The organism is Deinococcus puniceus, from assembly GCF_001644565.1.
GTDB lineage: Bacteria > Deinococcota > Deinococci > Deinococcales > Deinococcaceae > Deinococcus > Deinococcus puniceus.
Genome location: NZ_CP011387.1, coordinates 730,786 through 745,159, shown reverse-complemented (window position 1 = coordinate 745,159; position 14,374 = coordinate 730,786). Strand labels below are relative to the sequence as shown.

The window sequence follows — 14,374 nt, the reverse complement described above, 5'->3', positions numbered from 1 at the left end:
GATCAATCCACTGGGCGCGTTCTCTGTTGATCCTTTCCCCCATCCAAGGAGCCCTATGACTGCACCTTCCGTCCCTGCCCCACGCACCGCCCTGACTGTGGCCGTGCGCGAACTGAATGCCGATCTGGACACCCCCGTGACCGCCTACTTGAAGGTAGCGCAGGGCGAGCGCGTCAGCTTTTTGCTGGAGAGTGTGGAGGCGGGCGAGAAACTGGGCCGCTATTCATTTATTGGCGTGGGCGAAAGCGGGCGCTTTGAGTACCATGCCGGACAGGTGAAGAGTACGGGCGCATTTGGTGACTACGAGGGCGCGGAGGCTGATCCGCTGGCCCGCCTGTACCATTCGGTGACGCGACCCGTGACCATTCCCGCCGGACTCCCTGCCCTGATCGGCGGCGCGGTGGGCTATGCTTCTTACGACATCGTCCGGGCCTACGAACGCCTGCCCGACACCAACCCCGACGAATTGCAAGTGCCCGACGTCCTGTTTATAGCGCCGCGTGGCATGGTGATTTATGACCACTTGCGGCACCGTTTGTTGGCAGTGGCAACAGCTGAGGCGCAGGAAGAGGCCGAAGCGCAGGCCGACGCCCTCTCGGTGAAGCTGCGTGGGCCGCTGCCCGCCGAGATTCCCGGTACGGAAGCCACCCAAGCCCCCCAGTTTTCCAGCAACTTCACGCCGCAGGGGTACATGGACGCCGTAGAGCAGGCGTTGGAATACATCCGCGCCGGAGACATCTTTCAGGTGGTGCCCTCGCAACGGTTTAGCGCTGACCTGACCGTGCATCCCTTCGCACTGTACCGGGCGCTGCGCCGCGTGAATCCCAGCCCCTACTTAGGCTATTTGGCGCTTGGAGACGTGACCCTTGTGGCCAGCAGCCCCGAAAGCCTGCTCAGAAGCGACGGCCAAACCATCATCACGCGGCCCATCGCGGGTACGCGGGTACGCGGCCAAACCGACGAGCAGGACGCCGCCCTCGCCGCCGAGTTGCTGGCCGACGAAAAGGAACGCGCCGAACACCTGATGCTGGTGGACTTGGGCCGCAACGACATTGGCCGCGTCAGCACTTACGGCAGCGTGCGCGTGCAGAACGCCTTTTCTATCGAGAAGTACAGCCATGTGATGCACATCGTATCTACCGTAACGGGGCAGCTCCGCGAAGGCCAAACCCCGCTGAACGCGCTTGCCAGCGTGCTGCCGATGGGCACCGTGTCGGGCGCACCCAAAATCCGGGCCATGCAAATTATCGACGAACTCGAACCCACCCGGCGCGGGCCGTATGGCGGTTCTTTCGGCTACATCGCCTTCGACGGCAGTTTGGATATGGCCCTGACCCTCAGAACGATGGTCATTGCGGGCGGCAAAGTGCATATTCAGGCCGGAGCCGGAATCGTGGCCGACAGCGATCCCGCCAGCGAAGAGCAGGAAACGCGCAGCAAAGCGGCGGCACTGATGCGGGCGGTGGAAATGGCAGCAGGTGGGCTGTGAGTGGGTTGTCCCTGACTGCTTCTGATTGACCTCAGTGCCTCACGCGTCCCGCCCCTCAGAGGCTTAGACCGCTTCTGCCTCACGCTTCACTCCTCTAGCCTTCCCTCTCAGGAGACCCCACTGTGACTTCTTCTCTCCCTGCCATCCGTGTCTTGCTGATAGATAATTACGACTCTTTTACCTACAACCTCGTGCAGTATTTCGGCGAACTGGGCTGCCAACTGACCGTGTGGCGCAACGATGAATTTACGCTGGAGCAGGTGCGGGCGCTGAACCCGGATGCCATCGTGGTGTCGCCGGGGCCATGTACGCCGCTGGAAGCAGGCCTGAGCGTGAACGTGATCCGCGAACTGGGGCCAAGCGTGCCGATGTTGGGCGTGTGCCTCGGTCATCAAAGCATTGGCGAGGCATTTGGGGCGACGGTGGGGCGGGCCATCTTACCCGTGCACGGCAAAACCAGCCCCGTGCAGCACGACGGCTCCGGCCTGTTCGCGGGGCTGGAAAACGGCGTGACGGTGACCCGCTATCACTCGCTCGTGGTGCGCGACTTACCGCCCGAATTGGTGGCGACGGCGTGGACGCAAGACCCGCAGGAACAGATCGTGATGGCGCTGCGTCACCGGGACTTTCCTGTGTACGGCGTGCAATTTCACCCCGAAAGCATTGCTACGGAAGGCGGTATGGCGATGCTGGGCAACTTTTTGGACGTGGTGCGGGAACACCGAGCGGCTAAGGTGGGGGCATGATCTCGGACTGTGCAGGAGCTTGCGCCCCCACTCCATCGGAGTTGTTATGATTCATACCCGCTTGATGAACGGCGAGCAACTGACGCAGGAGGAAGCGGCGGGCTTTATGCGCGAGGTGATGGCGGGCGACGTGAGTGGCGTGCGGTTGGCGGCGGCGTTGGCGGCCTTGCGCGTGCGGGGCGAAACACCCGCCGAAATTGCCGGGTTTGCACAGGCCATGCGGGAAAGTGCCGTGCGCGTGAACGTGATCCCGCGTGAAGTCTTGCTGGATGTGGTGGGCACGGGCGGCGACGGGGCGCATACCTTCAATATCAGTACCACGACGGCTTTTGTGGTGGCGGGCGCGGGCGTACCCGTCGCTAAGCACGGCAACCGGGCCGCCAGCAGCCGCGCCGGAAGTGCCGATGTGCTGGAGTCGCTGGGCGTGAATCTGGATGCCGGGCCAGACGTGATTGCCGAGGCCGTGAATACGCTAGGCGTGGGCTTCATGTTCGCCCGTAACTATCACCCGGCCCTGAGACACGCCGCGCCCGTTCGCGCTGATCTGGCGGCCCGCACGGTGTTCAACATTTTGGGGCCGCTGTCTAATCCCGCTGGGGCCACCCATTTAGTCGTCGGGGTGTACAGCCCCACCCTCACCCGCCCGATGGCCGAAGTGTTGCGGCTCCTCGGAACAAAAGGCGCGATGATCGTGAACGGGAGCGGGCTGGATGAATTCACGGTCAGCGGCCCCAATACTCTGACCACGCTGCACGGCGGCGAACTGACCGATTCGGTGCTGCATCCCGAAGAGGTGGGCGTGAGCCTGCACCCCAAAGAGGCGATTGTAGGCGGCAATCCTGCCGATAATGCCGAGATTACCCGCGCCCTGCTGACGGGCGGCGGCACCCCGGCCCAGCGCGACATCGTGGCCCTGAATTCGGGGGCGGCCCTGTGCGTGGCCGGACAGGTCGGCAGCATCCGCGAAGGCGTAGCGCAGGCGCGGGCCGTGATGGCAGGCGGGCAAGCGTGGGACTTGTTGCAGCGGTACGCGGCGTTCACGCGGGGGGAAGCGCTGGCGTAGAGTTGTATCGCCTGACGCGGTATCAGGGTGCGGCTCGGCAGGCCCGGTCTACCCGCCCCAGCAACGTGGGGATGCGGTAAGGCCCGGCCATCTGCCGAACATGCTCCGCTGCGTCCAGCACGTCTATTCCGGCGGCGGTGACATAGAGTGGATTGCTGGCTGCCCCACGCTGCACCGCCTGTGCATGGGCCGATCCTCGGAAAGCCGTTTTAGCCACCCCGATGATCGGAATTGTCCCGCCCAACGCCTCAAACAGATACCAGCCCAGGCCGGGGCTTCCTTCCGTGTCCAGCGTCACGTAGCCGTCTATGACAATTGCGTTCAGTTGCGAGGCCAAAGGCTCCAGCACAGGCAACAGGCAGGGCAATTCACGCTTGTAAAACGCACCCGGTTCGTAGGGCGCGGCCAGTGGGACAGTATGCAGCCGGAGTTCTGTTTCTAGCTCATCACTCCAATGTTGGAACAGCAACGCGGCGGTGCGGGCGCTGCCATCTTCGCGGTAATCCACGTCTACGCAGGCCAGAACACTCATACGGATTCCGTCCGATTCCCGGCCACCCAGCACCACACCGGGTGTCCGTCCATCTTCCGGAATCCCTGTTCTTTCCCACTCGCTTTGCTCGAATTGAAGCCCAAGAAACGGGCTTCAATCGGAACTCCTCTCACTTCGGCGGCAGCATCAGCTTGCCTTCCAGCGGGGTACTCAGCACGATGCTGGTATCGCAGGTAAAGCCCATCTGAATCAATTCGCCCAGCATGGTTTCCAGTGCGCCCACATCGGGCACGGCCACTTTCAGAATGCAGGAATTATCGCCCGTGACCGAATGGCATTCCAGCACACTGTCACTGCGAGTGGCCCAGCGCACCAGCGTCGGATCGTTGCGCCCACTGTCCTGCACGCCAATAAAGGCGGTAATGGTGCGGCCCAGCGGTTTGGGAGCCACGCGGATGCCGTAGCCGAGGATGATTTCGGCGTCCTCTAGGCGGCGCACACGCTCGGTGACGGCTGGGGCACTGAGGCCCACGCGCCTGCCCAGTTCGCGCATAGACAGGCGGGAATCGGTTTGGAGTTCTCCCAAAATGCGGTGGTCAAGAGGATCGAGCGACCCGCCGGAATGCTTCATCCGTGCAGCCTAGCACCCTGTGTTGGCATATGAAAAGTCCAGCATGGCGTTTGAGAGTTTTCTGTGCGCCAGACCCACTGCTCTGCCCGGTGTGCGCTCCTTCCAAGTTGGGCGGCGAAAGGCAACAATAAAGGTCAATCAGATCACGTTTTCCTTCTCCCAGACACCCCGGAGGCGTCCATGCCCAGTGCCCACACCCTGCACCCCCAAGCCACCACCCGCTCCCAAATGATGCTGCCCCGCAACCACCGCGCTCCCAAATGGGCCGACGTGCCCGACGAGCAGTGGTACGACTGGAAATGGCAACTGAAGAACCGCATCAATACGGTAGCCGAACTGGAAGAAGTCATTCGTCTGACTGAATCCGAGCGCATCGGGGCCAGCGCGGAAGGCATTTTCCGGCTGGACATTACGCCGTATTTTGCCAGCCTGATGGACGCCGAAGACCCGACCTGCCCGGTACGGCGTCAGGTGATCCCGACCCACCACGAGTTGGAACCGTTCATGTCGATGATGGAAGACAGCCTCGCCGAAGACAAGCATTCGCCTGTTCCCGGCCTTGTTCACCGCTACCCAGACCGTGTGCTGATGCTGGTGACGACGCAGTGCGCCAGCTATTGCCGCTACTGCACCCGCAGCCGAATCGTGGGCGACCCCAGCGAAACCTTCAACCCTGCCGAGTACGAAGCGCAACTGAATTACCTCCGCAACACGCCTCAGGTGCGCGACGTGCTGCTGTCGGGTGGCGATCCGCTGACGCTTGCGCCCAAAGTGCTGGGCCGCTTGCTGGCCGAACTCCGCAAGATCGAACACATCGAAATCATCCGCATCGGCACCCGCGTGCCCGTGTTCATGCCCATGCGCGTAACGCAGGAACTCTGCGACGTGCTGAGTGAAAACCACCCCGTCTGGATGAACATTCATGTGAACCACCCCCGCGAAATTACGCCGGAAGTGGCCGACGCCTGTGACCGCCTGACGCGGGCGGGCGTGCCACTGGGCAACCAGAGCGTGCTGCTGCGCGGCGTGAACGACCACGCGGTGATCATGCAAAAGCTGCTGCGCGAACTGGTCAAAATCCGCGTGCGGCCCTACTACATCTACCAGTGCGACCTCGTTCACGGCGCGGGCCACCTGCGAACCACCGTCAGCAAGGGGCTGGAAATCATGGAAAGCCTGCGCGGGCATACCAGCGGTTACAGCATCCCAACCTACGTGGTAGACGCGCCCGGCGGCGGCGGCAAGATTCCGGTGGCCCCTAATTACGTCCTCTCACACAGCCCCGACAAGCTGATTCTCCGCAACTTTGAAGGCTACATTGCCGCCTACAGTGAGCCGAACGACTACACCGGGCCAGATATGGCCGTGCCCCCGGAATGGCAGCGCAAGGAACCCGGCCAGAGCGGAATCTACGGCCTGATGGAAGGCGAGCGGATTTCGATTGAACCCAAAGAATTTGCCGAAAGCCGCCACCGCCCCGGCTCCACGCAGCACCGCCTGAACAGCCGCGAAGACAAATGGGCCGCGCACGGGATCGGGGTAGAGGTGACAGATACAGCCCCGGATGGGATGGTTCAGGTGCCGGTGAGTGGGGACTGAGCCAGAATGGAACAATGAGCACATACAGCCGCTTGATGCTGGATTTTCTCCCTACTGCGTCCGATGCAGAGTGTATGGTTTTTGTGTGTACGTCAAACTTTGACGCCAATAAGGAAGTTTTGCAGTGGATGGTCAGCCAAGCGCAATGTCCCGGCTCAGTGGCGCTGGCTACTTACTGGTACATGGATCCGGATTTCTTTTCGTCATACACCGCCGATACCATTGATGAATGGGCCAGAGACGATTTCAATATGATGAGATTGATCGAGTCGAACAGCGAATCTGGATTCTATAAGTCGTCAAAAATCGGATTTGATCCGCGAGCCGACCCAATTGCCGATGAAGACTGGGTTGACGAGCATGCAGCCGAAGGCAACGACAATATCCCGGCGCATATGTTTCTGCCGATACCCGGCCAACTACTGACGAACGAAGATATCCCGGAAGGCTGGGATAACGGAATGCCCCCACATATCGTAGAAGCCGTCTGGAAAGAGCTAGACGAGGAGTAAATCAAATGACCACCATTCCCAAACCCCGCCAGCCCATCCTCAAAACCTCGCTCCCCGGCCCCAAGACCGCCGCCATCATGGAGCGCGACAGCAAGCATCTGTCTACGTCCTACATGCGCCCCTACCCCTTCGTGCCCGATCACGGCGAAGGCGTCTGGCTGACCGATGTGGACGGCAACACGATGCTGGATTTCTTCGCGGGAATAGCCGTAAGCACCACCGGACACGCCCACCCGCATGTGGTGAAGGCCGTGCAGGAGCAGATCACCAAGTTTGCCCATGTCTGCCTGACCGACTACCCGCAGGAAATTACGACCAGCTTGGCCGAACGCCTGATCGCACATGTGGAAAAGCCCGGCGAGAAATGGCGCGCCTTCTTCGGAAACAGCGGGGCGGAAGCGGTGGAGGCTGCCGTTAAGCTAGCCCGCAACCACACCGGGCGCACGCACATTATTTCTACGCTGGGCAGTTTTCACGGGCGCACTTACGGCGCAATTACGCTCACGGGCAGCAAAACCAAGTACAAGCGCGGTTTCGGGCCACTGCTGCCGGGCGTGTCGCATGTGCCGTACCCCAACCCCTTCCGCCCGCCGCTGGGCAGCGACGCCCAATTTTGCGGCGACGCCGTGCTGGATCACATCAAGCTGCTGTTTACCACCGTCATTCCCGCCGATGAAGTGGCCGCCATCATCATCGAGCCGATGCAGGGCGAAGGCGGCTACATCATTCCGCCGATGGGTTTCCTGAAAAAATTGCGTGGCCTGTGCGACCAGCACGGCATCCTGCTTATTTTTGATGAAGTGCAGTCGGGCATGGGGCGCACCGGGAAGATGTTCAGCTTCCAGCAATTTGAAGAGTACGGCGGCGTGCAGCCCGACATCATCACTATTGCCAAGGGGATCGCGTCGGGCATGCCCATCAGCGCCATGCTCGCCAAGGAAAGTGTGATGACGTGGCCGGTGGGATCGCACGGCAGCACCTTCGGCGGCAATCCGGTGGCTGCCGCCGCCGCGCACGCCACGCTAGACCTGCTGGAAGGCGTGGTCAAGCACCCCGGTTGCGGTTCCGACCTGATGACCAACGCCGCGCAAGTGGGCGACTACATTCTGAGCGAGCTTCGACAGATGCAGACCGAGTTCCCGTTTTTGGGCGACGTGCGCGGCAAGGGGTTGTTTATCGGCATGGAGTTTGTGAAACCCGATGGTTCCCCAGACGGCAAACTCCGTGACGCGGCCAGCATGGCGATGTTTGAACGCGGCCTGCTGAACTTGGACTGTGGTGAATCGGTGATCCGAATCAGCCCGCCGCTGACCCTGACGCGCGAGGAGGCACAGACCGGATTGGAAATTATGCGGGAGGCGCTGAGAGGGCTGGGAGAGTAGGGCTGAGTTTGAGGGTGACCCCCCCGTTGCTGGCGCCACGCCCCCCCCTTAAAGGGGAGGACTTTACAGCTGTTGCGCTCCCCTCTAAGGGGGGCTGGCTGCGAAGCAGACTGGGGGGTTTTGCGGGGCTGGGTTTCATCGGGGCTTGGTCTGAATCAGACCCGGCTCCCAAACCTTTTCGCCCTGCCCGTGTTACGCTGTGGTCAGAACGGCGCACGCCTTAGCCCCTTACTCATGCCCCCAGAAAGGAGGACTGCCATGACCGCCACCCAGACCGAAGCCCCCGCCGCGCCCGTGTACGGCGACCCGGCACGCACCGGGTACGCTGCCGAGGTGGTGGCGAATGCCTTTCTGGAATTGGCACGGGCAGAGGGCCGCACGCTGACGCAGATGCAGGTCAACAAACTGGTGTTCATCGCGCATGGGTGGGCCTTGGCACTCATGGGCCGCCCGCTGACTTACAACACCTTTCATGCGTGGCAGCGCGGCCCGGTGGCCCCAAGGTTATGGGAGCATTGGCGCACGCTGGGGCGGCAGCCCATTCGTGAAACGTTGCCCGTGTCGGCAACCGAACCCCGTCTGGAAGACGACGCAGACGCGCTGAACCTGATTCGGGGCATCTGGGCCACCTACGGGCAAAAGAGCGGCGAGGAACTGTCTAATCTGACGCACCTGCAAGGCAGCCCCTGGGCACGGACGTACGGCCTCTCCAACGACCTGATTCCCAACGAGATCACCCGTGAGTACTACGTGGATCTCCTGCGCGGCGCGTGACAAAAAATTGTGATGAGGCTAAGCCGAATCCGACCAACGGGAGCAGCAACCGTGACCGGAGTGCGGCGGTGGAAAGCCGTTCGGTGGTCTTCCCGAATGGCTTGTAACCAGAGAACTCCGGTATGACTTCGGAGCCGCCTAGCACGCAAGCGACAGGGACGCCTAGCCCAACCTCTCCCCCATCCACCCTCATGCAAACGCTGCAAGGTGGCCTGAACCGCGAGGAACAGCGCACCCAGCAGCAGCGGCAATTGGATTTGGCCCGCCGCACCGAGGAGTTCAACCAATTTCGCGCCCTGTATCGTTGGCGGCTGTGGATCGGCAGCGCCGTGTTTCTGATTGCGGGCACGTGGCTGGTGGCCGATGTGGTGCTGACGCTGGCGGTGGGCTGGGGCACCCTGAACGGCTCGCCCTTCCGGCTGGAGAGCAGCGTGGTCATCGCATTTTTGACGACCAGCACGGCAACGGTCATCGGTCTGTTTTTGGTCTTCCTGCGTTGGCTATACCCGCAAGGGCCAGAGCGGAGTAACGAGCGCCCAGAACCGAGAGACGAACCGAAGGGGACTGACCGGGCGGGCTGAAGCTAGAGCAGCCTCTGGCCCAACACTTCAGCCAATACCCGCCGCGCTTCCGCCGCCTTCACCCCGTCACTAACCCGGTATTCGGCCAGCGTAATGAGCGCCTTCCAGAGTGCCCAGCCTCGGCCCCGCGCCCAGGTGCCTGAGTCCAGTGGCAAGGCGGCGCGGAAGACTTGGCGGCTCTGGCCTTCAAACAGCGTCCAAGCGATGCTGAGGTCACAGGCGGGATCGCCCACACCTGCACAGCCGAAGTCGATGACGGCGCTCAGTCGGCCCCCTTGCACCAGCAGATTTCCGGCGGCCACATCGCCGTGAAACCAGACGGGCGGGCCGTGCCAAGTAGCAGACAGGGCCGTGTCCCAAACGTCTAGCGCGGCCTGTGCGTCTATCTCGCCGTCCAAATCGGAGATGGCCTGCCGGGTTCCGGTGTCCCAGATGGTCAGTGGCCCGCCGCGAAATTGGCTATGCACACCGGGCGGCGGGCCAGCAGAGGCGTCTATGCTTTGCAGGGCGGCCAGAAACTTAACTAGGGCCATTGCAAACGCGGTCAAATCGCTGGGAGGCCGTTGCAGCGCACTCTCCCCTTCCAGCCAACCATAGACCGACCAAGGCCAAGGGTAGCCATCAGCAGGCGCACCCAAGCCCAGCGGCGCGGGAATTGGCAGCGGCAAGTGCGGAGCCAATACAGGCAGCCAGCGGTGTTCCTTGGCGACTTGCGGCGCGTAGCCCTCGGCACTGGGCAAGCGCACCAGCAGCTCTGACCCTAAATGGAAGGTTCGGTTGTCCCAGCCGCCCCACTGCACGGGCGCTACGGGCAGGCTCGCCCACTGGGGAAATTGCCCCGCCACAAGTTGCCGAACCAACGAAACGGTGATGTCCAAGATGGGGCCAGTGTAGGGCCGGGAAGCCAAATCAGCTTCAGCCAGATGGCTTGCTGCCCCCCCTTTTGTAGACGCTCCTACACCCGCACGATATACGCCGAATCGATCACGTCCAGATCACGGATGGCCTGCAATTGCTCTTGGGTCAGGCCGTCATCGAGGGTCAGGGTAAACAGCGCCTCGCCGCCCTTCTGTGCGCGGCCCAGCGCCATGCCTGCAATGTTTACACCCCACGTCCCCAGCAGGTTGCTGAGTTTGGCGACGGCTCCGGGTTTGTCCTGATTGGAGGCGATCAGGATGAAACCTTGTGGCTCCAGTTCCACGCGGTAATCCCGCAGGCGCGTCAGGCGGGGGCTGCGGCCGAAGACCGTGCCGCCCACCGTGCGGGTGCGCTCTTTTTCTTCGCCGCCACCACTCAGAACCTTCACGATCACTTCGGTCTGGTAGTCGGGACTGTCGGCCACTTCGCGGATCGCCACGTTCAGGCCGCGTTCTTTGGCCAAGGCACGGGCATTGATCATGTTGGGCAGTTCGTCGGTGCTGCCGCTGAGGTAGCCCACCAATACTGCCGTGACTACCGGAGCCGGGTCTGCCGGGAATTCGCCCTGAAAAGTTACTTCTATGTCGTGTGCGCCGGGCAGCAGTTGCGCCAGAATGCGGCCCAATTTGCCGCCCAAATCCAGATGCCCGCCCAGCAATTCCAGCGTTTTGGCGTCCAGCGCGGGGGCGTTCACGGCTCCCTTGCTCACGTCGCCTTGCAGGGCGGCCAGCACACGGGCCACGATCTCCGCGCCCACCCGCTCCTGCGCTTCTCGGGTATTTGCGCCAAGGTGCGCGGTAATGCCCAAATTCGGGGCCGAGAGGAAAATATGATCGGCGGTGGGCGGCTCGTCTACGAACACATCCACGCCCGCGCCGAACAGGTGGCCGGAATGCAGCGCGTCCACAAGGGCCTGCTCCTCGATAATCCCGCCGCGTGCCGCGTTCACCACGATGGAATCGGGGCGCATGAGAGCCAGTTCGCGTGCGCCGATCATACCTGTGGTCTCGTCGGTCAGGGGGGTATGCACGGTCAGGAAGTCCACTTGGGGCAGCAGTTCATCCAGCGTGGCGGCCCGTTTTACGCCTAGGCGCTCAAATTTGCTGTCGGGCACGTAGGGATCGAAGGCCACCACATTCAGGCGCAGGCCCTGTGCGCGGTCTGCCACGATGGAGCCGATGCGCCCCAAACCCACGATGCCCAGCGTGCGGTCTTTGAGTTCCAGCCCCAGAAATTTGCGATCCCACACGCCCTGCCGGGTCTTGCTGTCGCTGCGGGTCAGGCCACGCGCGGCGGCCATCAGGTGCATAATCGCCAGTTCTGCGGCGCTCACGTTGTTGCTTTCAGGGGCATTCAGCACCAACAGCCCGCGCAGGCTGGCGTAGTCCAGATCAATGTTGTCTACGCCCACGCCGCCGCGTCCGATCACTTTCAGGCGCGGGCCAGCGGCGTCAATCAGTTCGCGGTCTACTTTGGTACGGCTGCGGGTAATCAGCGCGTCGTATTCGGGCAGACGGCGCAGGGTTTCCTCGCGGGGCATATTGCCCTCGTAATCAATCTCGAAGCCGTCATGCACGAGGTTTCCGGGGTTCATCTCGTCGCAGATCAGCACGCGCAGTGGTGTGACGGGCACGGCAGGAGCAGTGGGCAGGGGCGCAGTCATAGCGTCAGGGTAAGCGTCCGCGCGGCGGCGTGCCGGTAGATGGCTAGGGTATGCGTGGGTTTCTCTGCACTCGGCCCTCTCATGAAGCCTGCTTGCGGCTGCTGGAAGGTCTAAGGGTCAAGGGTCTAAGCGTCTAAGGAAGGACGGAAGCTCCGGCCAGAGCGCCTCTCCCACTCACCAATTACAGCCCCTCATCCTCCAGCACGGCCTGAACAGTCCCCCGCGCAATCTCGGCAAACGCGGGATTGGTCTGAATGTAATACGGCAGGGCGCTGAGGGCGATGACCAGCGCCAGCCCCCGCGCCCGCTGCCATGTGCCGTCATCTATGTTCAGGGCTTGCCGGAACACCTGCCGCGCTTCTGGCGGGAGAATGCTCCACGCCACGTTGAAATCGCTGGCCGGATCGCCTGTGCCCAAGGAACCCATGTCTATGACGGCACTCAAGCGCCCATTCTGAATAAGCAGGTTGCCGGGGAGCAGGTCGGCGTGAACCCACACGGCCTGCCCGTTCCACGCCGGAGCCAAGAGCGCCCGCTGCCATGCCTGCGCTGCGGCCTGCACATCTATCAGGCCATGCGATTGGGCCAAGGCTTCTTGGGCGGCAGTGTCCAAGTCGGCAAGACTTCGGCGGCCACGACTGGAGGGCGGTGCGCCGTGCGTGTCCAGCGATTGCAGCGCGGCAATGAAGGCAGCCAACTGGGCGGCAAAAGCGGGCGCGTCGGGCAACTGTCCCGGCACTGGGTTTTCTCCGTCCAGCCACGAATAAATAGACCACGAGCTGGGGTAGTCGGATGTGGGTTCGCCCCTTGTCAGTGGGGTGGGAATCGGCACGGGCAGCAGCGGGGCCAAGCGGGGCAGCCACTCGTGCTCTTTGTCTATTTCGGCGGTGTCCACGCCAATTCGGGGCAGACGCACCACCATGTCATTCCCTAGGCGGTAGAGGGCATGCACCGTGCCGGGCGACAACACGCGGCGCAGCGGCAGGCCCGCCCACTGCGGAAATTGCCCCGCCAGCAAGCGTTCCACCAGTGCCCCGCTGATGTCAAATTCATTGGCGTGCAGCTTGGGAACGCTCATCGGGGGCAGTGTAGCGCCTGCCCTACTTCAGCACGCCCAGCGCTTCTCCGGTCAGACTCACGTCCTGCGCCAAGGCCACAACCAACTTGCTCCGGTACGCTTTGGCACCGATTTCGTGTACGCCCAAGCGGGCCAGATGCGGATTCTGAATCTGGGCATCGAACAGAGAAAAACCCTGCCCATGCAGATGCGCCGCCAACTGCACCAGCGCGACTTTGCTGGCATTGGTGACGCGGTGAAATTTGCTTTCGGCAATAAACGCGCCGCCGAGGGCCAAGCCCAAGATGCCGCCTGCCAGTTCGCTGCCCTGCCAGACCTCGAAAGAATGGGCCAGCCCTGTAGCGTGCAAGTGGCTGTACAGGTCGGCCAATTCCTCGCTGATCCACTCGCCGTCGCGGGGAGGCGCACCGGGCAGCAGGCCCCGGCAGCCCTGCACCACGTCGTCGAAGGCCGTATCTATGCGGACTTCAAAGCGCCCCAATTCACGCCTCAGCCGCCGCGCGATGTGCAGGCCTTCTTCTTCGGTCAGCGGTACCAATGCCCGCGTAGACACCGTGTACCACTGCAAGCCGTCGCCGTTGTCCATTAGAAATGCGCCGCCCGCATACTCCCGCGCCACCTCGCGGGTGAGGGGATCGGGGTGGCGCAGGAAGGGATCAGCGGTGGGCATGGGTGAGGGAGGGCAGGCAGGAGAAGGGAATCAAGTTGCCCTGAATCTACCTGATGTTCCCGCTCCATACACCCCACTGATACGGACTTCGATTGAATCCTGCACTTCTTTTAGGATTCAATCCGAGCGGAGCGAGTAGGAAAAACTACGGGCTACGCGATATGGAGCCGTATCCGGTGCGGTTCCGGATACGGCGGAATGGAGCGGAGTCCGTATGACCACTTACGCCTTGTACAACACCGCCTGCGTACACCGGAACAGCGCCATCACTTTGCCGTTCGGTGAGCGCACTTCGGCGTCCCAGACTTGTGTGGTGCGCCCGGCATGGACGCTGCGGGCCTCACAGGTCAGCGTGCCTTCGCGGGCCGTGCCGAGGTGGTTGCTTTTCAGCTCGATGGTGGTAAAGCCAGTCGCCGTTTCGGGCAGCAGCAGGCGTGTGCCGTAGCCGCACGTGGTATCGGCCAGCGCAATCACGGTCGCGGCGTGAAGAAACCCGTTGGGGGCCAACAGTTCGCGGCGCAGGGTGAGTTCGGAACGCATCAGGCCCGCCTCTGCGTGCGTAAAGCGGATGCCGATGAGTCCGGGCAGCATGCCTTCACCTTGCGCGTTCAGTTCATCGAGGGTAGGCAGCGGGCGGGTGGGGGGAATAGACATGGGGCCAAGGTTAGCGTGACTGGGCGGGGCAGGGGGCTGAGTTTGCTGGGCCTAGGTCTGAGGGAGGGCAATCGCTGGCGCTCACTCACCCCCTCCCAACCTCCCCCCTCAAGGGTGGGGA

Annotated in this window: 15 protein-coding genes; 8 read left to right on the top strand and 7 right to left on the bottom strand. The window is 62.6% G+C overall.

The window, feature by feature from the left end; translation table 11 throughout:
- The first annotated feature begins 55 nt into the window (after positions 1-55).
- The 3 genes from trpE (at position 56) to trpD (ending at position 3,298) form a co-directional block, all read left to right on the top strand.
- Positions 56-1,489 (top strand): anthranilate synthase component I, encoded by a 1,434-nt coding sequence (gene trpE, locus SU48_RS03405; RefSeq protein WP_064014032.1) that lies wholly within the window; start codon positions 56-58, stop codon positions 1,487-1,489.
- 122 nt (positions 1,490-1,611) lie between these two features.
- Positions 1,612-2,235: an anthranilate synthase component II gene (locus SU48_RS03400; protein WP_231881662.1), complete on the top strand. Its 624-nt coding sequence runs from the start codon at positions 1,612-1,614 to the stop codon at positions 2,233-2,235.
- A 46-nt stretch (positions 2,236-2,281) separates the two neighbouring features.
- Positions 2,282-3,298 (top strand): anthranilate phosphoribosyltransferase, encoded by a 1,017-nt coding sequence (gene trpD / locus SU48_RS03395; protein ID WP_064014031.1) that lies wholly within the window; start codon positions 2,282-2,284, stop codon positions 3,296-3,298.
- A 22-nt stretch (positions 3,299-3,320) separates the two neighbouring features.
- Here trpD and SU48_RS03390 read toward each other — a convergent pair whose 3' ends face one another.
- Together SU48_RS03390 and SU48_RS03385 are read right to left on the bottom strand one after the other, a co-directional pair.
- A complete protein-coding gene (locus tag SU48_RS03390) occupies positions 3,321-3,830 on the bottom strand; it encodes an endonuclease V (protein ID WP_064015809.1) in 510 nt (169 codons plus the stop codon).
- Between the two features lie 130 nt (positions 3,831-3,960).
- Positions 3,961-4,422, bottom strand: coding sequence for an Lrp/AsnC family transcriptional regulator (locus SU48_RS03385; RefSeq protein ID WP_064014030.1), 462 nt, complete (start codon positions 4,420-4,422; stop codon positions 3,961-3,963).
- A 180-nt stretch (positions 4,423-4,602) separates the two neighbouring features.
- Here SU48_RS03385 and SU48_RS03380 point away from each other — a divergent pair, with 180 nt between their 5' ends.
- From SU48_RS03380 to SU48_RS03360, 5 genes are all read left to right on the top strand, one after another.
- Positions 4,603-6,021, top strand: a complete 1,419-nt coding sequence (locus SU48_RS03380; RefSeq protein WP_064014029.1) for a KamA family radical SAM protein — start codon at positions 4,603-4,605, stop codon at positions 6,019-6,021.
- A 14-nt stretch (positions 6,022-6,035) separates the two neighbouring features.
- On the top strand, positions 6,036-6,533 hold the full coding sequence (locus SU48_RS03375) for a DUF4274 domain-containing protein (protein ID WP_064014028.1): 498 nt from the start codon (positions 6,036-6,038) through the stop codon (positions 6,531-6,533).
- 5 nt (positions 6,534-6,538) lie between these two features.
- Positions 6,539-7,915 carry an acetyl ornithine aminotransferase family protein gene (locus SU48_RS03370; protein WP_064014027.1) on the top strand — a complete coding sequence of 459 codons (1,377 nt, stop codon included), beginning with the start codon at positions 6,539-6,541 and terminating at the stop codon, positions 7,913-7,915.
- Positions 7,916-8,173: 258 nt separating this feature from the next.
- On the top strand, positions 8,174-8,689 hold the full coding sequence (locus SU48_RS03365) for a Panacea domain-containing protein (RefSeq protein ID WP_064014026.1): 516 nt from the start codon (positions 8,174-8,176) through the stop codon (positions 8,687-8,689).
- Between the two features lie 191 nt (positions 8,690-8,880).
- On the top strand, positions 8,881-9,270 hold the full coding sequence (locus SU48_RS03360; RefSeq protein WP_064014025.1) for a hypothetical protein: 390 nt from the start codon (positions 8,881-8,883) through the stop codon (positions 9,268-9,270).
- Positions 9,271-9,272: 2 nt separating this feature from the next.
- Here the strand turns inward: SU48_RS03360 and SU48_RS03355 are convergent, their stop codons facing one another.
- The 5 genes from SU48_RS03355 to SU48_RS03335 all read right to left on the bottom strand — a co-directional run bounded on the left by SU48_RS03355 (position 9,273) and on the right by SU48_RS03335 (position 14,253).
- Positions 9,273-10,148 carry an aminoglycoside phosphotransferase family protein gene (locus SU48_RS03355; RefSeq protein ID WP_197474680.1) on the bottom strand — a complete coding sequence of 292 codons (876 nt, stop codon included), beginning with the start codon at positions 10,146-10,148 and terminating at the stop codon, positions 9,273-9,275.
- A 77-nt stretch (positions 10,149-10,225) separates the two neighbouring features.
- Complete coding sequence (gene serA / locus SU48_RS03350; RefSeq protein WP_064014024.1) at positions 10,226-11,851, bottom strand: phosphoglycerate dehydrogenase; 1,626 nt, start codon at positions 11,849-11,851, stop codon at positions 10,226-10,228.
- A 181-nt stretch (positions 11,852-12,032) separates the two neighbouring features.
- Positions 12,033-12,929 carry an aminoglycoside phosphotransferase family protein gene (locus tag SU48_RS03345; RefSeq protein WP_064014023.1) on the bottom strand — a complete coding sequence of 299 codons (897 nt, stop codon included), beginning with the start codon at positions 12,927-12,929 and terminating at the stop codon, positions 12,033-12,035.
- A gap of 22 nt (positions 12,930-12,951) precedes the next feature.
- Positions 12,952-13,599, bottom strand: coding sequence for a leucyl/phenylalanyl-tRNA--protein transferase (gene aat / locus SU48_RS03340; RefSeq protein WP_064014022.1), 648 nt, complete (start codon positions 13,597-13,599; stop codon positions 12,952-12,954).
- 222 nt (positions 13,600-13,821) lie between these two features.
- Positions 13,822-14,253, bottom strand: coding sequence for a PaaI family thioesterase (locus tag SU48_RS03335; protein ID WP_064014021.1), 432 nt, complete (start codon positions 14,251-14,253; stop codon positions 13,822-13,824).
- Positions 14,254-14,374 lie beyond the last annotated feature (121 nt).